Raw genomic sequence first — 16,910 nt, forward strand, 5'->3', positions numbered from 1 at the left:
CAGACTAAATTAATATGCAGCGACATTACCTGAGCGACCCTTAATTCTTCCGGAATTCAATAATCCATCATAATGGCGCATCAATAAATGACTCTCAACTTGTTGGAGAGTATCCAAGACAACACCAACAAGAATCAATAACGATGTACCACCGAAGAACTGGGCAAACTCAGCCTTTACTCCGAATACACCTGCAAAAGCAGGGAAAATAGCAATAATAGCCAAGAAAATAGAACCCGGCAGAGTAATACGAGACATAATCGCATCTATATACTCAGCTGTATTCTTACCTGGTTTTATTCCCGGAATAAAACCATTATTTCTCTTCATATCTTCTGCCATCTGGTTCGGGTTTATTGTAATTGCAGTATAGAAATATGTAAATACAATAATCAATATTGCAAAAACAAAGTTATACCAGAAGCTAGTATGATCTACAAATGCACGTACAATACCACTTGCTGTAGCAGCATTAGAAAAGCCTACCAATGTAATAGGAATAAACATAATTGCCTGAGCAAAAATGATAGGCATTACATTCGCAGCATTCACTTTCAAAGGAATATATTGTCTGGCACCCCCATATTGCTTATTGCCTACAATACGTTTTGCATATTGTACAGGAATCTTACGAACTCCCTGAACCAACAAAATGGCTCCTGCAATAACGAATAGTAAGAATACTATTTCCAATAAGAACATAACGATACCACCGGCACCCGGAGAAGACAAACGGGAAACAACTTCCTGGAACAAAGATTGCGGTAAACGAGCAATAATACCAATCAGGATAATGAATGAAATACCATTACCGATACCTTTATCAGTGATTCTTTCTCCAAGCCACAGGATAAACATACTTCCTGCTGCCAAAATGATGGTAGAAGTAATAATAAAGAATGTCCAATCTAATGAAGCATTAAGTGATGGGCCAGCCTGCATCTTTAAGTTAATCAGATATGAGGGAGCCTGGAAAATCAAGATAGCAATTGTCAATATACGAGTATACTGATTGATTTTTCGTCTACCACTTTCACCTTCACGTTGGATTTTCTGAAAGTAGGGAACAGCAATCGCTAAAAGCTGAATCACAATTGATGCCGAAATATATGGCATAATTCCCAATGCAAAAATAGATGCATTTGAGAACGCTCCTCCAGAGAACATGTTTAACAAGGCTAACAAACCTTCACTCGTTTGTTTATGCAACTGAGTTAACATAGCCGGGTTAATACCTGGAAGAACCACGTAAGAACCAAACCTGTATATTGCAACAAATAATATAGTAATGAGGATCCTTTGTCTCAGATCCTCAATTTTCCATATATTCTTTAATGTTTCAATAGATTTTCTCATTGAATCAGAGTTTTACTGCATTACCACCAACAGCTTCGATTGCAGCTACTGCACTCTTTGAGAAAGCATTTGCTTCTACATCGAGTTTAGTAGTTAAACTACCGTTACCTAGTACCTTTACCAATTGATTAGAAGAAATGTAACCAGCTTCGATAAAGTCATTCATTCCCACTTTAGTCAGATTTTTAGCTTCAGCCAATTTCTGAATAGTTTCAAGATTGATTGCTTTGTATTCTACACGGTTGATATTCTTAAAACCAAACTTCGGAACACGACGTTGAAGAGGCATCTGACCACCTTCAAAACCGATCTTCTTTGAATAGCCTGATCTTGACTTAGCTCCTTTATGACCTCTTGTAGAAGTACCGCCTAAGCCAGAACCGGCACCACGGCCAACTCTTTTTCTGGTCTTTGTAGATCCTTCTGCAGGTTTCAAATTACTTAAATTCATATCGTAATTAGTTTTTTTTATTAACAATGAATTACTTAACGATGGCAACCAAGTGTTTAACCTTATTTACCATTCCAAGAATTGAAGGAGTTGCTTCGTGTTCAACCACACGATTCATTTTGCGAAGTCCCAGTGCATCGAGTACTCTTTTCTGATCAGCAGGAGCACCAATTCTACTTTTTACTTGTTTAATCTTAATAGTTGACATATTTCCTCCTTATCCTCTAAATACTTTTTCCATACTTACACCTCTGTTCTGAGCTACCATGCGAGCATCTCTCATTTCACCCAAAGCCAGAATTGTAGCTTTTACCAAGTTGTGCGGGTTAGAAGAACCTTTTGACTTAGCCAAAACGTCTGTAATACCAACACTTTCCAAAACAGCACGCATAGCGCCACCTGCCACAACACCAGTACCGGTAGAAGCCGGTTTGATGAATACTTCGGCACCGCCGAATCTAGCAGATTGTTCGTGAGGAACTGTGCCTTTCAGAACAGGAACACGAGTAAGGTTCTTTTTAGCTGCTTCTACGCCTTTAGCAATAGCAGCTGTAACTTCACCTGCCTTACCAAGACCCCAACCAATAATACCGTCTTCGTTTCCAACAACTACAATTGCAGAGAAGCTGAATGTTCTACCACCCTTTGTTACCTTTGTAACACGGTTGATAGCAACCAATCTGTCTTTTAACTCTATATCGTTAGTTATCTTAACTCTATTATTAACTGCCATAATTGATTAAAATTTAAGTCCACCGTTACGAGCAGCATCAGCTACTTCTTTTATTCTCCCATGATACAAGTAACCATTACGGTCGAATACGACAGTCGTAATACCAGCTTCCTGAGCCTTCTTGGCAATCAGTTCACCAACTTTAGCAGCCTGTTCTTTCTTAGGCATAGCTTCCATTCCCAAAGATGAAGCTGCAGCCAAAGTTCTACCAGACAAGTCATCGATAACTTGAACGTAAATCTGCTTGTTACTTCTAAACACACTCATACGCGGACGTTCAGTAGTACCTGAAATCTTATTGCGTACTCTATATTTGATCTTGATTCGTCTTTCTAATTTTGTTGTCATGATAATACAATTTTATGTAAATTATTTAGCACCGGCTGACTTACCAGACTTTCTACGAATTTCTTCGCCAACAAACTTAATACCTTTACCTTTATAAGGTTCCGGCTTACGGAAAGAACGTATTTTTGAACAAACCTGACCTAACAACTGTTTGTCACAAGATTCCAATATAATAAGAGGGTTCTTATTTCTTTCTGACTTAGTTTCTACTTTGATTTCAGGAGGCAACTGCATAAAGATGTTATGAGTATAACCTAATGCGAAATCAATAATATTACCATTGTTTGAAGCACGGTAACCTACACCGACAAGTTCCAGTTCTTTTTTGTAACCTTCAGAAACACCAACAACCATGTTGTTAACCAATGAGCGATACAAGCCGTGGAAAGCATGTCTCTGCTTTGTGTTATCCAACATCGCATTTTCATTTTCTGTCAACACCACATGTCCATCTTCAACAGCAACATTGATAGAGGGATCAACAAATTGGCTTAATTCGCCTTTAGGACCTTTTACAGTAACTACATTGTCCTTCAGAGTAACTGTTACTCCAGCGGGAATACTAATGGGTAATTTTCCTATTCTTGACATTGCTTATCCTCCTATTAATATACGTAACAAAGAACTTCACCACCAATTTTCAGTTCAGCAGCTTCTTTGTTAGTCATTACACCTTTGGAAGTAGATATTATAGCAATACCTAAACCATTAATTACTCTCGGCATGTCTTTGTAACCAGTATACTGACGCAAACCCGGAGAAGAAACTCTAATCAACTTCTTGATTGCGTTTACTTTGTTTACTGTGTCATACTTCAAAGCCACCTTGATAGTTCCTTGAGGACCATCTTCTACGAATTTGTAGTTCAGAATGTAGCCTTTTTCGAAAAGAATCTTAGTGATTTCCTTTTTCAAATTTGAGGCAGGCACTTCTACTACTCTGTGCTTTGCACTAATTGCATTTCTCAATCTGGTGAGATAATCTGCGATTGGATCTGTCATATAAATAATTAATTAAATTAATCAGGACCACCCTGACAATATTTAAAAATAAAAAGAATTACCAGCTTGCTTTCTTTACGCCCGGAATCAATCCATTAGAAGCCATTTCGCGGAACTGAATTCTTGAAATTCCGAACTGACGAATATAACCTTTAGGACGACCAGTCAATTTACAACGGTTATGCAAACGAATAGGATTAGAATTCTTAGGAAGAGCCTGTAATTTCTGAGCAGCTTCAAAAGCTTCAGCAGGGTCACCTGAATTAACAATCTTCTTCAACGCAGCACGTTTTTCAGCATATTTGGCTACAAGTTTGGCTCTTTTTACTTCACGAGCCTTCATTGATTCTTTTGCCATAATATATTAATCTTTTTTTGAGTTTTTAAACGGTAAACCAAATTCCTTTAACAAGGCATAACCTTCTTCGTCTGTCGGAGCAGAAGTTACAAAGGTAATATTCATTCCGAGAATTTTAGTAATACTATCGATATTTATTTCAGGGAAAATGATTTGTTCCTGAATACCCAATGTATAGTTACCTCGTCCATCAAACTTGCTTTCGATACCTTTAAAGTCACGGATACGTGGCAAAGCAACACGAACCAGTTTTTCAAGGAACTCATACATTCTTTCACGACGCAAAGTTACCATTACGCCAATAGGCATTTTTTTACGCAACTTAAAGTTAGCGATATCTTTACGTGAAACTGTTGCTACAGCTTTCTGACCAGTAATTGCTGTTAACTCATTAATAGCAACTTCAATAATCTTCTTGTCTGCAACAGCCATACCCAAGCCCTGATTGATAACAATCTTCTTAAGTACGGGAATTTGCATAGATGAAGAATACTGGAACTGATTCTTCAATGCAGGCGCAATGCGCTCTGCATATTCTTTCTTAAGGCTAGCAGTATTACTCATTATTTAATCTCCTCTCCCGATTTTTTAGCATAACGAACAAATGTTCTTCCATCAGAACTTTCTTTTCTTCCCACACGTGTCGGTTTACCAGTCTTGGGATCAACCACATTCAAGTTAGAGATATGGATAGCAGCTTCCTGCTTAACAATACCTCCTTGAGGATTCTTTGCATTAGGTTTGGTACTCTTAGATACCATATTAATACCCTCTACAAGTGCACGTCCTTCCTTAACAAGAACTTTTAGCACGCGGCCAGTTTTACCTTTATCTTCACCAGAGTTTACGTAAACTGTATCGCCTTTTTTAATATGTAATTTACTCATTACTTAAATCTTTTACAAAATTAAAGTACTTCAGGTGCAAGTGATACCACTTTCATGTTTGCAGCACGCAACTCTCTTGCTACAGGGCCAAAGATACGACTTCCTCTAATTTCACCTGCGTTATTCAATAACACGCAAGCATTATCATCAAAACGAATGTAAGAACCATCAGCACGACGGATTTCTTTCTTAGTACGTACAATTAAAGCCTTTGATACTGCACCTTTTTTAACATCACTAGAGGGGATTACACTCTTGATAGAAACTACAATGACATCCCCTACAGAGGCGTAACGTCTCCTTGTACCGCCCAAAACGCGGATACAAAGAGCTTCTTTAGCACCACTGTTGTCACACACTGTAAGTCTGGATTCTACTTGTATCATAATTACTTAGCTCTTTCAATTATTTCAACCAATCTCCATCTCTTAGTTTTGCTCAAAGGACGAGTTTCCATGATGTGTACTGTATCACCTACATTACATTCATTCTTTTCATCATGAGCATGGTACTTCTTCGTCTTAGAAACGAATTTACCATAAATAGGGTGTTTTTCCTTAAACTTAGCAGCAACAGTAATGGTCTTATCCATTTTATTGCTTACTACAACACCAGTTCTTTCTTTTCTTAAATTTCTAGCTTCCATGAGGACCATTATTATTTGTTAAGTTCTCTCTGACGCAATTCTGCTTTCATACGCGCGATTGTTCTGCGTAATTTCTTAATCTGTGCAGGATTATCCAGCGGAGAGATAGAATGATTTAAAACCATCTGATTGTAATTGGCTACTTCAGCTTCAATTCTTTCTGCCAATTCATTGGTAGCTATTTCTCTAATTTCTGCAATCTTCATAATAAATTAAGCATTTTGGTTTTGAGCATCGTAATCACGTCTAACTATAAACTTAGTAGTAACAGGAAGTTTCTGAGCTGCAAGGCGCAGAGCTTCTTTTGCCACTTCATAAGGAACACCTTCTGCTTCGATGATAATGCGACCCGGAGTAACCGGAGCAACGAAGCCTTCGGGAGCACCTTTACCCTTACCCATACGCACATCAGCAGGCTTACGAGTAATAGGTTTGTCCGGGAAAATACGGATCCAAATCTGTCCTTGACGTTGCATATATCTTGTTACCGCAATACGTGCAGCTTCAATTTGTCTACCTGTAATCCATTTAGTCTCCAAAGATTTAATTCCAAATGAGCCAAAAGCCAATTGGTTTCCTCTTTGAGCATTTCCTTTCTGACTGCCCTTCTGCTGTCTTCTGAATTTTGTCTTTTTCGGTTGTAACATAATTCCTAAAATTCAAATCCGTTAGCGATTGTTTTTCTTTCTTTTGAAGTTCTTACCACCGTTGTTGTTGCCATTTCCACCGCGACCGTTCTCTTTAGTCTGAGTAAAGTTCGGTGCTAATTCCTTCTTGCCATACACTTCACCACGGCAAATCCATACTTTGATACCCAGCAAACCAACCTTAGTCAAAGCTTCAGCATGACAGTAGTCGATATCTGCACGGAAAGTATGCAACGGAGTTCTTCCTTCTTTATACATTTCAGAACGAGCCATTTCCGCGCCATTCAAACGTCCTGAAATCAACACTTTAATACCTTCAGCACCCATACGCATAGTATTTGCGATAGCCATTTTAATGGCACGGCGATAGGCAATCTTACCTTCTACCTGACGAGCGATGTTGTTAGCTACGATAACAGCATCTAATTCAGGTCTCTTCACTTCAAAGATATTGATCTGAATATCTTTGTCTGTGATTTTCTTCAACTCTTCTTTCAGCTTGTCAACTTCCTGACCGCCTTTACCAATGATAATACCCGGACGAGCTGTACAAACTGTGATTGTCACCAATTTCAGTGTACGTTCAATAACAATTCTTGAAACGCTGGCTTTTGCAAGTCTGGCATTCAAATATTTACGGATTTTGCTGTCTTCCAACAAAGCATCACCATAATCGTTGCCACCGTACCAGTTAGAATCCCATCCTCTGATAATTCCTAAACGGTTGCTTATCGGATTAACTTTCTGTCCCATCTAGTTTTAATTTTGATTATCATTAGTATTCTTAGAATCAACGAACAAAGTCACGTGATTTGAACGTTTGCGAATTCTGTAACCTCTTCCCTGTGGAGCCGGACGCATTCTTTTCAGCATTGCACCACCATCAACATAAATCTTTGTTACAAATAATTCACCGTCTTCTGCTTTACGTTCGTTTTTCTGTTCCCAGTTAGCAATAGCAGAGCGCAATAGCTTTTCCACTCTTGCAGAAGCTTCTTTAGAAGAAAACTTCAAGACACCCAGTGCACGGTTCACTTCCATACCACGAATCATGTCAGCCACGAGACGCATTTTGCGTGGAGATGTAGGAACATTTTGCAACTTTGCAAAATACATGGTCTTAAGGGCTTCTTTTCTCTTTTCAGCCGATATTTTTTTTCTTGCTCCCATTATTTATTACTTTATTATTTCTTCAGATTATCCTGCTTATTTTTTCTTGTTACCGGCATGGCCACGGAATGTACGTGTTGGTGCAAATTCGCCCAACTTGTGTCCTACCATGTTTTCTGTAACGTAAACAGGAATAAATTTATTTCCGTTATGAACTGCAATTGTATGCCCTACAAAATCAGGCGAAATCATTGAAGCTCTAGCCCAAGTTTTAACGACACTCTTTTTGCCGCTCTCATTCATAGCAAGCACTTTGCTTTCCAGTTTTACGTTAATATATGGACCTTTTTTTAATGAACGACTCATAATTTACTCAATTAATCAGTTATTACTTTCTTCTCTCGATAATATACTTAGAAGACTGTTTCTTAGGAGCTCTTGTCTTCAAGCCCTTAGCATACAAGCCTGTACGTGATCTTGGATGACCTCCTGAAGCACGTCCTTCACCACCACCCATCGGGTGATCAACCGGGTTCATAACAACACCACGGTTACGAGGACGACGTCCCTGCCAACGAGAACGACCTGCCTTACCAGAGCTTTCCAATCCATGATCAGAGTTACCTACGCTACCAATAGTAGCTTTACAAGCACTAAGTATTTGTCTTACTTCACCTGAAGGCAATTTGATTACACAATACTTACCTTCTCTTGAAGTCAACTGAGCAAAATTACCAGCCGATCTTACCAAAGCTGCACCTTGCCCCGGACGCAATTCAATATTATGAATTACAGTACCGACAGGGATGTTTTCGAGTGGAAGTGCGTTACCAATCTCAGGCGCTGCATCAACTCCAGACATCAAAGTGCTACCAACTTGCAATCCATTAGGAGCAATAATATATCTTTTTTCACCATCAGCATAAAACAACAAAGCAATACGAGCCGAACGATTCGGATCGTATTCAATAGTTTTAACCACTGCTGGAACGCCGTCTTTATTTCTCTTGAAATCAATAAAACGGTATTTTTGCTTATGACCACCGCCGATATAGCGAACCGTCATTTTACCGACATTATTACGACCTCCTGATACGCGTTTTCCGCTTACAAGAGACTTTTCTGGTACTGACGCAGTAATTTCTTCAAAAGTACCAATAATCTTATGTCTTTGCCCCGGTGTTGTGGGCTTAAATTTACGTACTGCCATCTTTATTAAATATTGCTATAAAAATCAATAGTATCACCTTCCTTCAATGTAACAATTGCTTTTTTATAAGCATTTGTACGTCCACTGATAAGTCCAGTTTTAGTATAGCGGCTCTTATTCTTACCAGAATATCTTACCGTATTCACATCTACTACTGTAACATTATACAAAGCCTCAATCTCACTCTTAATTTCCAACTTGTTAGCCTCAGGACGTACAATAAAGCCGAAACGATTTAACTTTTCGGTAATCGCAGTCATTTTCTCTGTAACCAACGGTTTAATAATAATTCCCATTATCTAAGCCTCCTTTTTAAATTAAGATAAGATATTCTCGATAGCTTTGAGCGAACTTTCTGTAACAACAAGTGTTTCAGCATCCAATACTTTGTAAGTATTTAATGCAGAAGCTATTGCTACGTTAGCACGTTCGATGTTACGAGCTGACAAATATACGTTTTTATTAGCTTCCGGCAAAACCAAAAGCAACTTCTTGTCAGCAATTTTAAGATTATTTACCATTGCAACGAAATCTTTTGTCTTAGGAGCTTCAAAAGTGAAGTCTTCAACAATAACGATTGCATTTGCTTGTGCTTTATAAGACAAAGCTGACTTACGAGCCAATGTCTTAACTTTTTTATTCAATTTAAACCAGTAGTCACGAGGTTTAGGACCAAATACACGAGCACCACCTACCAACACCGGAGAGTTGATATCACCGCGACGTGCACCGCCACCACCTTTTTGACGACCTAATTTACGAGTAGAACCGCTGATTTCGCTTCTTTCCTTAGATTTGTGAGTTCCCTGACGTTGATTAGCCATAAACTGTTTAACATCCAGATAGATAGCGTGATCATTGGGTTCAATTCCGAAGATTGATTCGCTTAACGTAACCTTTCTTCCGGTGTCTTCACCTTTAATATTTAATACGTTAACTTCCATTATTTTTCAATTATTACGATTGAACCTTTGCAACCCGGTACAGAACCCTTAATCAACAGCAAGTTATGTTCCGGAATCACCTTTAATACCTGTAAGTTGTGTGTAGTCACGCGGTCACCACCCATCTGGCCACCCATACGCATTCCTTTGAATACTTTTGCAGGGTATGAACAAGCACCGATAGAACCCGGTTTACGAGCGCGATTGTGCTGACCGTGAGTAGTCTGACCTACACCACCAAATCCATGTCTTTTTACAACACCTTGGAAACCTTTACCCTTAGAAGTACCAACAACATCAACATAAGCAGTGTCATTGAACAATTCTACAGTAATTGCGTCTCCTAAATTCAATTCTGTTTCAAAATCTTTGAACTCGGCCAAGTGTCTCTTTGGAGTTACACCAGCTTTTTTAAAGTGTCCCATCAAAGGTTTGGTAGTATGTTTTTCCTTTTTGTCCTGGAAACCTACCTGAACAGCTGCATAGCCATCTTTTTCGACACTCTTAATCTGAGTAACTACACAAGGACCAGCTTCGATAACAGTGCATGGTACATTTTTACCATCAGCACTGAAAACGGATGTCATTCCGATTTTCTTTCCTAATAATCCTGGCATTTCAGTTAATTTTTAATGGATTAAACTTTAATTTCTACTTCTACACCACTCGGTAACTCCAACTTCATCAGAGCATCTACTGTCTTAGCTGTTGAGCTATAGATATCGATTAATCTCTTATAAGAAGAAAGTTCAAACTGTTCACGTGACTTCTTGTTAACGAAAGTCGAACGGTTTACAGTGAAAATACGTTTGTGAGTAGGCAATGGAATAGGACCGCTAACAATAGCGCCTGTAGCCTTCACTGTTTTCACGATCTTTTCAGCAGACTTATCCACCAAGTTGTGATCGTATGATTTCAGTTTAATTCTAATTTTTTGACTCATTAGATTGTTATTTATAAAATGATTAAAAAAACATATAAAGTGGGGCCGGATTAAGAGTCATTCGCTAACCCGTTGCCCCAAATTATTCTTTATTATACTAAGTCTACACGACCCTTCACTTCTTCAAGTACTGCCTTAGCAATTGAGCTAGACACCTGAGCATGATGGTCATAAGTCATAGATGAAGTTGCACGACCAGAAGTAATAGTACGCAAAGCCGTTACATAACCAAACATTTCAGCCAAAGGCACTTTTGCTTTAACAATACGAGCACCCGAACGGCTTGATTCCATACCTTCTACCTGACCGCGACGTTTGTTCAAGTCACCGATAACATCACCCATGTTTTCTTCGGGAGTTACAACTTCCAATTTCATGATAGGCTCAGTCAATACAGGACCCGCTTTAGCACAAGCGTTTTTGTAAGCCTGAATAGCACAGATTTCAAATGACAACTGGTCAGAGTCAACCGGGTGGAATGAACCATCTTTCAAGACTACCTTCAGTGAATCAAGCGGATAACCTGCCAATACACCATTCTTCATTGCAGTTTGGAAACCTTTCTGAACTGACGGGATAAATTCCTTAGGAATATTACCACCCTTCACTTCATCGATAAATTGCAATCCACCTTGAGTAAAGTCTTCATCAACCGGACCAATTGCTACGATAATATCAGCGAATTTACCGCGACCACCGGACTGTTTCTTATAAACTTCACGCAATTCAACAGTCTTTGTAATAGCTTCCTTGTAGTTAACCTGAGGTTTACCCTGATTACATTCTACTTTAAATTCACGTTTCAAGCGGTCGATAATAATATCCAAGTGGAGCTCACCCATACCAGAGATGATAGTCTGACCTGACTGCTCATCAGTTTTAACTGTAAATGTCGGGTCTTCTTCAGCCAACTTAGCCAAACCGTTAGACAGCTTATCCAAGTCTTTCTGTGTTTTGGGCTCAACTGCAATACCAATAACCGGATCAGGGAATTCCATAGATTCCAATACAATGGGTGCTTCTTCGTCACACAAAGTATCACCAGTACGAATATCCTTGAAACCAACACCTGCACCAATATCACCAGCACTAATTAGTTCAACAGGATTCTGTTTATTTGAGTGCATCTGGAACAGACGTGACACACGTTCTTTTTTACCGGAGCGAGTGTTATAAATATAAGAGCCGGCTTCTACTTTACCTGAGTAAACACGGAAGAAAGTCAAACGACCTACATAGGGGTCAGTTGCAATCTTAAATGCCAAAGCTGAAGTTTTTTCATCTTCACTGGGTTTACGATCTTCTTCCGCACCTGTGCTCGGGTTAGTACCCACGATAGCAGGAGTATCCAACGGAGAAGGCAAGAATGCACAAACATAATCAAGCAATGTCTGAACACCTTTATTCTTGAACGAAGAACCGCAGAACATAGGAACGATGTCCATCTTCAAAGTACCTGCACGCAATGCACGCAAGATTTCTTCTTCAGTGATAGTAGAAGGATCATCAAAGAATTTCTCCATCAAAGTATCATCGAAATCTGCTACTTTTTCAAGCAGTTTTTCTCTCCATTCATTAGCTTCGTCAACCAAGTTTGCCGGGATTTCTTCTACACTGTAGTCTGCTCCCATAGTCTCATCATGCCATAAGATGGCTTTCATCTTAATCAGGTCAACAACACCTTTGAAGCTTTCTTCCGCACCGATAGGAATTACAACAGGACAAGGATTTGCACCGAGCACAGTTTTCATCTGACGAACAACTTCAAAAAAGTCAGCACCAGAACGGTCCATTTTGTTAACATAACCGATACGAGGCACATTGTATTTATCAGCCTGACGCCACACTGTTTCCGACTGAGGTTCTACACCACCGACAGCACAATAAGCAGCAACAGCTCCATCCAAAACGCGTAATGAACGCTCTACTTCAGCAGTAAAGTCAACGTGTCCCGGAGTATCAATCAAGTTAATCTTATAAGTATTGCCTGCATATTTCCAACGAGTTGTTGTCGCTGCAGAGGTAATAGTAATACCACGTTCCTGCTCCTGAGCCATCCAGTCCATTGTAGCTGCACCATCATGAACCTCACCAATTTTGTGGGTCAGACCGGTGTAGAACAAAATGCGTTCCGAAGTGGTTGTCTTACCGGCATCGATATGAGCCATAATACCGATATTGCGGGTCAAATGCAAATCATTTTTAGCCATTTTCGTCCTTTACTTATTTAATTATTACTTGATTAGAATCTGAAGTGAGCGAATGCACGGTTAGCTTCTGCCATACGATGCATATCTTCTTTACGCTTGAAGGCACCACCCTGTTCGTTGAATGCGTCGATGATTTCAGCAGCCAATTTATCTGCCATTGACTTACCACCACGTTTACGAGCGAAAAGGATCAAGTTTTTCATTGAGATTGATTCCTTGCGTTCAGGACGGATTTCAGTAGGAACCTGGAATGTAGCGCCACCCACACGGCGAGACTTAACTTCCAGCTGAGGAGTTACGTTATCCAAAGCCTTCTTCCAAATTTCCAAAGCTGACTTTTCTTCGTTAGGAAGTTTTGTTTTTACTGTTTCCAATGCAGCATAGAAGATTTCGTAAGAGGTATTCTTCTTTCCATCATACATCAGATGGTTTACGAATTTAGAAACCTTCTGGTCATTAAATACCGGATCCGGAAGGATCACACGTTTTTTTGGTTTTGCTTTTCTCATTTTTCTTAAAAAAAATAATGTTTTTTGTTTGGGGCTGCGACTCTTGTTTACTTCAACGCTTCCACCGAAGCATTTACTCAACCTTTATAGCTTATTCCAACAAACCAAAAACTTAAATTAAAATACTTTTTTTCTTTTCGGAATTTCAGCTAGGCTTCAAATTACTTTTTACCTTTACCTTTTGCAGGAGCTGCTGCTTGTCCGGCTTTCGGGCGTTTAGCACCGTATTTAGAACGTCTTTGTGTACGACCAGCCACACCCGCTGTATCCAAAGTACCACGAACAATGTGATAACGTACACCCGGAAGGTCTTTCACACGACCACCACGAACCAATACGATTGAGTGTTCCTGCAAGTTGTGTCCTTCTCCCGGAATATAAGAGTTCACTTCCTTAGAGTTTGTCAGACGTACACGAGCAACCTTACGCATTGCTGAATTCGGTTTTTTCGGAGTAGTAGTATACACACGAACACAAACACCACGTCTTTGAGGACATGAATCCAGTGCCGGAGACTTACTTTTCTCAACCAAAACCTCTCTTCCTTTTCTTACTAGCTGTTGAATAGTAGGCATTTTGTTTGATTTTTAATTGTTATATATTGTTTATTAATTTACTATTTTAATCCAAAACTATACATTTTGGGCTGCAAAGTTACGAATAACATTTTAATAAACAATACTTTTAAGCAATAAAAATAGCCTGTCTCCAAAAAAAATCTTTTGAAAAACAGGCTAATATGCCATTTCCACGACAAAGCTATAACTTATGCCTCTCCTTTAAAGCCACTCATAGGAGGAATAAAAGTCTTGCCATCAGGACCGCCATTGGCACCATTCATTTCTTCAGGCATACGGATCGGTCCAAAGTTGCGCTCATACTTTGCCACATTTTCTTGTAAAGCATACATCAGACGCTTAGCGTGTTCAGGAGTCAATACAATACGAGATTGAACTCCTGCTTTCGGCAACCCAGGCATTACACGTACAAAATCTACTATGAATTCTGAACTAGAATGGGTAATTATGGCAAGATTGGCATATGTGCCTTGTGCTACTTCTTCTTTCAACTCTATTTGAAGCTGATTGTTGTTTTTTTCGTTTTCCATGATTATTTTCTTCTATAATTAAAGGTAAATATTATCTGCTTATTATTAGCAGGCGAACAAAAATAAGGAAAAGGAACCAATCAAGCAACAATAGACGCACTAAATATCATTTTTTTCTATACAGAGAGGAATATAAGGAATGGTAAACCAAAAGCAAGATCCTTTTCCTTCTTCTGATTCTACCCCGATACATCCCCCCATTTTTTCCACAATAGTACGACAAATTGCAAGCCCCAGCCCTGTTCCCGGTTTAGCTGAATCAAGTCTCACAAATCGTTCAAACACTTTCTGCTTTTGGGATTCAGGAAAACCACATCCGGTATCAGCCACATAAAAATAAAGCATTTTTCCATGAATTTCATAACCTAAACGAATACTGCCTTTGGTAGTAAACTTAATAGCATTTGTCAATAGATTAATAAGTACTTGAGAAAGCCGTTTTTTTTCCGCCACGACAAAACAAGGAGCAGAAAGTGTTACACAATTCAAAATAACCTCCTCGGCAACAATTCGTGTACGCATTGCGCTTGCCAATTCTTCCAATAATATATTCAGCTCCATTTCTTCCTCTGCAAAAGTCAATGTTCCCGACTCTATTTTTGACAGATCTAAAATATCATTAATAAGCTGAAGCAGCAAAGAACAATTATTTTCCAGAACTTCTGCATACATTCGCTTTTCTTCTTCGGTAGCAGCAGTAACAATCAAATTCGAAAACCCCATAATAACATTAAGCGGCGTTCGTATCTCGTGGCTCATATTGGCTAGAAACACTGATTTATTTTGATTAGCAGCTTCGGCTTGAGCCTGAGCGGCTCTAGCTTTCCTCAACTCGACTTGCAATTGATGGTTGAGTTCTTCCAATTCTTCTATTGTTTTCATAGCAGCCCAATGTACCCCTTCCCTGCTCCCTGAGGATGGCATAAATATATAAAAAAGCGTGGGAACTGTTTTAATGTCTTATCTGTGTTAGAGGTATCCCCATACCCACGGAACAAATAAAAACAACAGTCCCACGCCGTTATGCATATTTCCTTTTAGAAGGAAGTATAAACACACGACGTGAGCGTTCTGTTGTATCCACTTTGTTCCGCTTCGAAAATTGGGGATTTTCTAACACAAAGTAATATCAAAAACGCTCTATTTACATTAATATATCAAACACGAACTCTCTTTGTCGCTTTGAATGACTACAAATATAGATATATTATTCTGAAAAAGGGACTATTATTATCAAACTTTTAGAAAAACAATGATAGCCTGTTGAGAAATGGCTGAAATCTTTTTATCACAAAATATGATTTACGAATGATTCGGAATATCATTTCTATTTAGTGAAGACCGGCTTGCCAATGCCGTATGATTTCGCTTGACTTCCTTTGTGCAGTTGACTTATTGCTACTATCGCATAGAAGGCTTGTTGGTGTTAACTTACCATTAAGGAAAATTACGCAAACATATAAATGTGGAAAAGAAATCAGCTACAAAAGTCCGTGGCTAGTATCGGAGCAATGCCGGCTCTCGACTTTTCCTATACGTGGTTTGTCATACAATGACAAATCCACAAAACCAACTGTATTTTTCATCCACAAGCGGAAATATGTTTCCTCCTTTCATTAACTGCCAAAACGTCCTGTTAATGGGAGTTCCGGTGGTGAATGAACATGCCGTGTTGTCTTTTCAGCCTCCTTTCATTTTAAAACATCTTTCGGTGAAAAAAATGCTGAAGGCAGATTTGAAAACGGCTTGGGAAGTGTGACTGAAATGGGAGTGAAGGGATACCCTTTCATTATTAGCCGGCGGTTGTCCGCACGTTTTGATTAAAATGTAAGGATGAACGGAAAAAAAAGAATGACCAATTTGATGAAAGGTAATCTCATCTGCCCTTACATAAAAAACATACCGGGCTTTTTTTAAAAGGTGGTGAAGTTTGTAAGAAACTTCCCGATCTTTTTAAAAGACATCAAGGTCTTTTTGACACATACAGTGGCACAAGCCTGTACCTATATATGTGTAAGCCCACACGTATATATGCATCGGGCTACACGGACGTACGCATAAGCCTACACATATATATGTCATTGTGTCAGATTCCGTCATATCCTGTACCGGAATTTGATTTGTTTGCCTCCTCTTCTAGACAAACGCTTTTTTATGTTGTATATTTGTAATTCGCCCAATCTCAAAAAGTGCCTCATGAATGTATTCATCACTCTCAAAACAATCTTCCCCGGAAGCATATTGAAAGAAAGCCGGGAAGATATCTTCGAAAAACATTGAAGAGACAGTAGAATCAGAATCCTCGAAAGATGCTGTCAAGAAGACGACGCCATGCTCCCTGATACAGGAAGTAACCGCTTTTCTCACCTCCCGCTGCCGCTTCCGGCTCAATGTGCTGACCGAGGTAGCGAGTGTGAATACTGGTTCCTTTCATCCTGATTGAGACAAG

General features: G+C 39.2%; 28 protein-coding genes. All 28 read right to left on the minus strand.

The window, feature by feature from the left end; genetic code table 11:
- Window positions 1-9 precede the first annotated feature (9 nt).
- The 28 genes from secY to HMPREF1534_RS20410 all read right to left on the minus strand — a co-directional run bounded on the left by secY (window position 10) and on the right by HMPREF1534_RS20410 (window position 16,895).
- Window positions 10-1,356, minus strand: coding sequence for a preprotein translocase subunit SecY (secY, locus tag HMPREF1534_RS06540; RefSeq protein WP_005941847.1), 1,347 nt, complete (start codon window positions 1,354-1,356; stop codon window positions 10-12).
- Between the two features lie 4 nt (window positions 1,357-1,360).
- Window positions 1,361-1,807 carry a 50S ribosomal protein L15 gene (gene rplO, locus HMPREF1534_RS06535; protein ID WP_005941849.1) on the minus strand — a complete coding sequence of 149 codons (447 nt, stop codon included), beginning with the start codon at window positions 1,805-1,807 and terminating at the stop codon, window positions 1,361-1,363.
- 31 nt (window positions 1,808-1,838) lie between these two features.
- Window positions 1,839-2,015: a 50S ribosomal protein L30 gene (rpmD, locus tag HMPREF1534_RS06530; RefSeq protein WP_005941851.1), complete on the minus strand. Its 177-nt coding sequence runs from the start codon at window positions 2,013-2,015 to the stop codon at window positions 1,839-1,841.
- Window positions 2,016-2,024: 9 nt separating this feature from the next.
- Window positions 2,025-2,540 carry a 30S ribosomal protein S5 gene (gene rpsE, locus HMPREF1534_RS06525; protein ID WP_005941853.1) on the minus strand — a complete coding sequence of 172 codons (516 nt, stop codon included), beginning with the start codon at window positions 2,538-2,540 and terminating at the stop codon, window positions 2,025-2,027.
- Window positions 2,541-2,546: 6 nt separating this feature from the next.
- Complete coding sequence (gene rplR, locus HMPREF1534_RS06520; RefSeq protein ID WP_005844882.1) at window positions 2,547-2,888, minus strand: 50S ribosomal protein L18; 342 nt, start codon at window positions 2,886-2,888, stop codon at window positions 2,547-2,549.
- A 21-nt stretch (window positions 2,889-2,909) separates the two neighbouring features.
- Window positions 2,910-3,479: a 50S ribosomal protein L6 gene (gene rplF, locus HMPREF1534_RS06515; RefSeq protein ID WP_005941855.1), complete on the minus strand. Its 570-nt coding sequence runs from the start codon at window positions 3,477-3,479 to the stop codon at window positions 2,910-2,912.
- 14 nt (window positions 3,480-3,493) lie between these two features.
- Complete coding sequence (gene rpsH / locus HMPREF1534_RS06510; RefSeq protein WP_005941856.1) at window positions 3,494-3,889, minus strand: 30S ribosomal protein S8; 396 nt, start codon at window positions 3,887-3,889, stop codon at window positions 3,494-3,496.
- Between the two features lie 58 nt (window positions 3,890-3,947).
- The gene (gene rpsN / locus HMPREF1534_RS06505; protein WP_005941858.1) at window positions 3,948-4,247 is read right to left on the minus strand and encodes a 30S ribosomal protein S14; all 300 of its coding nucleotides are present in this window, start codon (window positions 4,245-4,247) and stop codon (window positions 3,948-3,950) included.
- Window positions 4,248-4,253: 6 nt separating this feature from the next.
- Complete coding sequence (gene rplE / locus HMPREF1534_RS06500; RefSeq protein ID WP_005941860.1) at window positions 4,254-4,811, minus strand: 50S ribosomal protein L5; 558 nt, start codon at window positions 4,809-4,811, stop codon at window positions 4,254-4,256.
- Window positions 4,811-5,134, minus strand: a complete 324-nt coding sequence (rplX, locus tag HMPREF1534_RS06495) for a 50S ribosomal protein L24 (RefSeq protein WP_005941862.1) — start codon at window positions 5,132-5,134, stop codon at window positions 4,811-4,813. The genes rplE and rplX overlap by 1 nt, the downstream gene beginning before the upstream one ends.
- A 20-nt stretch (window positions 5,135-5,154) precedes the next feature.
- On the minus strand, window positions 5,155-5,520 hold the full coding sequence (gene rplN, locus HMPREF1534_RS06490) for a 50S ribosomal protein L14 (protein WP_005941865.1): 366 nt from the start codon (window positions 5,518-5,520) through the stop codon (window positions 5,155-5,157).
- Between the two features lie 2 nt (window positions 5,521-5,522).
- On the minus strand, window positions 5,523-5,780 hold the full coding sequence (rpsQ, locus tag HMPREF1534_RS06485; RefSeq protein ID WP_005844864.1) for a 30S ribosomal protein S17: 258 nt from the start codon (window positions 5,778-5,780) through the stop codon (window positions 5,523-5,525).
- Between the two features lie 11 nt (window positions 5,781-5,791).
- Window positions 5,792-5,986, minus strand: coding sequence for a 50S ribosomal protein L29 (gene rpmC / locus HMPREF1534_RS06480; RefSeq protein WP_005941868.1), 195 nt, complete (start codon window positions 5,984-5,986; stop codon window positions 5,792-5,794).
- A gap of 6 nt (window positions 5,987-5,992) precedes the next feature.
- Entirely contained in the window at window positions 5,993-6,427 is a 435-nt protein-coding gene (gene rplP / locus HMPREF1534_RS06475) for a 50S ribosomal protein L16 (RefSeq protein WP_005844860.1), read from the minus strand.
- A gap of 21 nt (window positions 6,428-6,448) precedes the next feature.
- Window positions 6,449-7,180 carry a 30S ribosomal protein S3 gene (gene rpsC, locus HMPREF1534_RS06470; RefSeq protein WP_005941871.1) on the minus strand — a complete coding sequence of 244 codons (732 nt, stop codon included), beginning with the start codon at window positions 7,178-7,180 and terminating at the stop codon, window positions 6,449-6,451.
- A gap of 6 nt (window positions 7,181-7,186) precedes the next feature.
- Window positions 7,187-7,597 (minus strand): 50S ribosomal protein L22, encoded by a 411-nt coding sequence (rplV, locus tag HMPREF1534_RS06465; protein WP_005941874.1) that lies wholly within the window; start codon window positions 7,595-7,597, stop codon window positions 7,187-7,189.
- Between the two features lie 36 nt (window positions 7,598-7,633).
- Window positions 7,634-7,903, minus strand: coding sequence for a 30S ribosomal protein S19 (rpsS, locus tag HMPREF1534_RS06460; RefSeq protein ID WP_005941877.1), 270 nt, complete (start codon window positions 7,901-7,903; stop codon window positions 7,634-7,636).
- Between the two features lie 22 nt (window positions 7,904-7,925).
- Window positions 7,926-8,747, minus strand: coding sequence for a 50S ribosomal protein L2 (gene rplB, locus HMPREF1534_RS06455; protein ID WP_005941879.1), 822 nt, complete (start codon window positions 8,745-8,747; stop codon window positions 7,926-7,928).
- 5 nt (window positions 8,748-8,752) lie between these two features.
- The gene (gene rplW, locus HMPREF1534_RS06450; protein WP_005941881.1) at window positions 8,753-9,043 is read right to left on the minus strand and encodes a 50S ribosomal protein L23; all 291 of its coding nucleotides are present in this window, start codon (window positions 9,041-9,043) and stop codon (window positions 8,753-8,755) included.
- Window positions 9,044-9,064: 21 nt separating this feature from the next.
- A complete protein-coding gene (gene rplD / locus HMPREF1534_RS06445; RefSeq protein ID WP_005941883.1) occupies window positions 9,065-9,691 on the minus strand; it encodes a 50S ribosomal protein L4 in 627 nt (208 codons plus the stop codon).
- Window positions 9,691-10,308, minus strand: coding sequence for a 50S ribosomal protein L3 (rplC, locus tag HMPREF1534_RS06440; RefSeq protein ID WP_005941885.1), 618 nt, complete (start codon window positions 10,306-10,308; stop codon window positions 9,691-9,693). Before rplC ends, rplD begins: the two co-directional genes overlap by 1 nt.
- Window positions 10,309-10,328: 20 nt before the next feature.
- On the minus strand, window positions 10,329-10,634 hold the full coding sequence (gene rpsJ / locus HMPREF1534_RS06435) for a 30S ribosomal protein S10 (RefSeq protein ID WP_005941888.1): 306 nt from the start codon (window positions 10,632-10,634) through the stop codon (window positions 10,329-10,331).
- A 92-nt stretch (window positions 10,635-10,726) separates the two neighbouring features.
- Entirely contained in the window at window positions 10,727-12,844 is a 2,118-nt protein-coding gene (fusA, locus tag HMPREF1534_RS06430) for an elongation factor G (RefSeq protein ID WP_005941891.1), read from the minus strand.
- A gap of 32 nt (window positions 12,845-12,876) precedes the next feature.
- The gene (gene rpsG, locus HMPREF1534_RS06425) at window positions 12,877-13,353 is read right to left on the minus strand and encodes a 30S ribosomal protein S7 (protein WP_005941893.1); all 477 of its coding nucleotides are present in this window, start codon (window positions 13,351-13,353) and stop codon (window positions 12,877-12,879) included.
- Between the two features lie 161 nt (window positions 13,354-13,514).
- A complete protein-coding gene (gene rpsL / locus HMPREF1534_RS06420) occupies window positions 13,515-13,928 on the minus strand; it encodes a 30S ribosomal protein S12 (protein ID WP_005844840.1) in 414 nt (137 codons plus the stop codon).
- Between the two features lie 191 nt (window positions 13,929-14,119).
- Window positions 14,120-14,461 (minus strand): DUF3467 domain-containing protein, encoded by a 342-nt coding sequence (locus HMPREF1534_RS06415; RefSeq protein ID WP_005941895.1) that lies wholly within the window; start codon window positions 14,459-14,461, stop codon window positions 14,120-14,122.
- 99 nt (window positions 14,462-14,560) lie between these two features.
- The gene (locus HMPREF1534_RS06410) at window positions 14,561-15,343 is read right to left on the minus strand and encodes a sensor histidine kinase (protein WP_229032022.1); all 783 of its coding nucleotides are present in this window, start codon (window positions 15,341-15,343) and stop codon (window positions 14,561-14,563) included.
- 1,411 nt (window positions 15,344-16,754) lie between these two features.
- Window positions 16,755-16,895, minus strand: a complete 141-nt coding sequence (locus tag HMPREF1534_RS20410; RefSeq protein WP_018451964.1) for a hypothetical protein — start codon at window positions 16,893-16,895, stop codon at window positions 16,755-16,757.
- Between the last annotated feature and the right edge of the window lie 15 nt (window positions 16,896-16,910).

The sequence above is a fragment of the Phocaeicola massiliensis B84634 = Timone 84634 = DSM 17679 = JCM 13223 genome (genome assembly GCF_000382445.1).
Classification (GTDB): domain Bacteria; phylum Bacteroidota; class Bacteroidia; order Bacteroidales; family Bacteroidaceae; genus Phocaeicola; species Phocaeicola massiliensis.

Bases quoted from the DNA above. Each gene is read 5' to 3' on its own strand.
- secY (WP_005941847.1), bottom strand. From the start codon at position 1,356: ATGAGAAAATCTATTGAAACATTAAAGAATATATGGAAAATTGAGGAT.
- rplO (WP_005941849.1), bottom strand. From the start codon at position 1,807: ATGAATTTAAGTAATTTGAAACCTGCAGAAGGATCTACAAAGACCAGA.
- rpmD (WP_005941851.1), bottom strand. From the start codon at position 2,015: ATGTCAACTATTAAGATTAAACAAGTAAAAAGTAGAATTGGTGCTCCT.
- rpsE (WP_005941853.1), bottom strand. From the start codon at position 2,540: ATGGCAGTTAATAATAGAGTTAAGATAACTAACGATATAGAGTTAAAA.
- rplR (WP_005844882.1), bottom strand. From the start codon at position 2,888: ATGACAACAAAATTAGAAAGACGAATCAAGATCAAATATAGAGTACGC.
- rplF (WP_005941855.1), bottom strand. From the start codon at position 3,479: ATGTCAAGAATAGGAAAATTACCCATTAGTATTCCCGCTGGAGTAACA.
- rpsH (WP_005941856.1), bottom strand. From the start codon at position 3,889: ATGACAGATCCAATCGCAGATTATCTCACCAGATTGAGAAATGCAATT.
- rpsN (WP_005941858.1), bottom strand. From the start codon at position 4,247: ATGGCAAAAGAATCAATGAAGGCTCGTGAAGTAAAAAGAGCCAAACTT.
- rplE (WP_005941860.1), bottom strand. From the start codon at position 4,811: ATGAGTAATACTGCTAGCCTTAAGAAAGAATATGCAGAGCGCATTGCG.
- rplX (WP_005941862.1), bottom strand. From the start codon at position 5,134: ATGAGTAAATTACATATTAAAAAAGGCGATACAGTTTACGTAAACTCT.
- rplN (WP_005941865.1), bottom strand. From the start codon at position 5,520: ATGATACAAGTAGAATCCAGACTTACAGTGTGTGACAACAGTGGTGCT.
- rpsQ (WP_005844864.1), bottom strand. From the start codon at position 5,780: ATGGAAGCTAGAAATTTAAGAAAAGAAAGAACTGGTGTTGTAGTAAGC.
- rpmC (WP_005941868.1), bottom strand. From the start codon at position 5,986: ATGAAGATTGCAGAAATTAGAGAAATAGCTACCAATGAATTGGCAGAA.
- rplP (WP_005844860.1), bottom strand. From the start codon at position 6,427: ATGTTACAACCGAAAAAGACAAAATTCAGAAGACAGCAGAAGGGCAGT.
- rpsC (WP_005941871.1), bottom strand. From the start codon at position 7,180: ATGGGACAGAAAGTTAATCCGATAAGCAACCGTTTAGGAATTATCAGA.
- rplV (WP_005941874.1), bottom strand. From the start codon at position 7,597: ATGGGAGCAAGAAAAAAAATATCGGCTGAAAAGAGAAAAGAAGCCCTT.
- rpsS (WP_005941877.1), bottom strand. From the start codon at position 7,903: ATGAGTCGTTCATTAAAAAAAGGTCCATATATTAACGTAAAACTGGAA.
- rplB (WP_005941879.1), bottom strand. From the start codon at position 8,747: ATGGCAGTACGTAAATTTAAGCCCACAACACCGGGGCAAAGACATAAG.
- rplW (WP_005941881.1), bottom strand. From the start codon at position 9,043: ATGGGAATTATTATTAAACCGTTGGTTACAGAGAAAATGACTGCGATT.
- rplD (WP_005941883.1), bottom strand. From the start codon at position 9,691: ATGGAAGTTAACGTATTAAATATTAAAGGTGAAGACACCGGAAGAAAG.
- rplC (WP_005941885.1), bottom strand. From the start codon at position 10,308: ATGCCAGGATTATTAGGAAAGAAAATCGGAATGACATCCGTTTTCAGT.
- rpsJ (WP_005941888.1), bottom strand. From the start codon at position 10,634: ATGAGTCAAAAAATTAGAATTAAACTGAAATCATACGATCACAACTTG.
- fusA (WP_005941891.1), bottom strand. From the start codon at position 12,844: ATGGCTAAAAATGATTTGCATTTGACCCGCAATATCGGTATTATGGCT.
- rpsG (WP_005941893.1), bottom strand. From the start codon at position 13,353: ATGAGAAAAGCAAAACCAAAAAAACGTGTGATCCTTCCGGATCCGGTA.
- rpsL (WP_005844840.1), bottom strand. From the start codon at position 13,928: ATGCCTACTATTCAACAGCTAGTAAGAAAAGGAAGAGAGGTTTTGGTT.
- HMPREF1534_RS06415 (WP_005941895.1), bottom strand. From the start codon at position 14,461: ATGGAAAACGAAAAAAACAACAATCAGCTTCAAATAGAGTTGAAAGAA.
- HMPREF1534_RS06410 (WP_229032022.1), bottom strand. From the start codon at position 15,343: ATGAAAACAATAGAAGAATTGGAAGAACTCAACCATCAATTGCAAGTC.
- HMPREF1534_RS20410 (WP_018451964.1), bottom strand. From the start codon at position 16,895: ATGAAAGGAACCAGTATTCACACTCGCTACCTCGGTCAGCACATTGAG.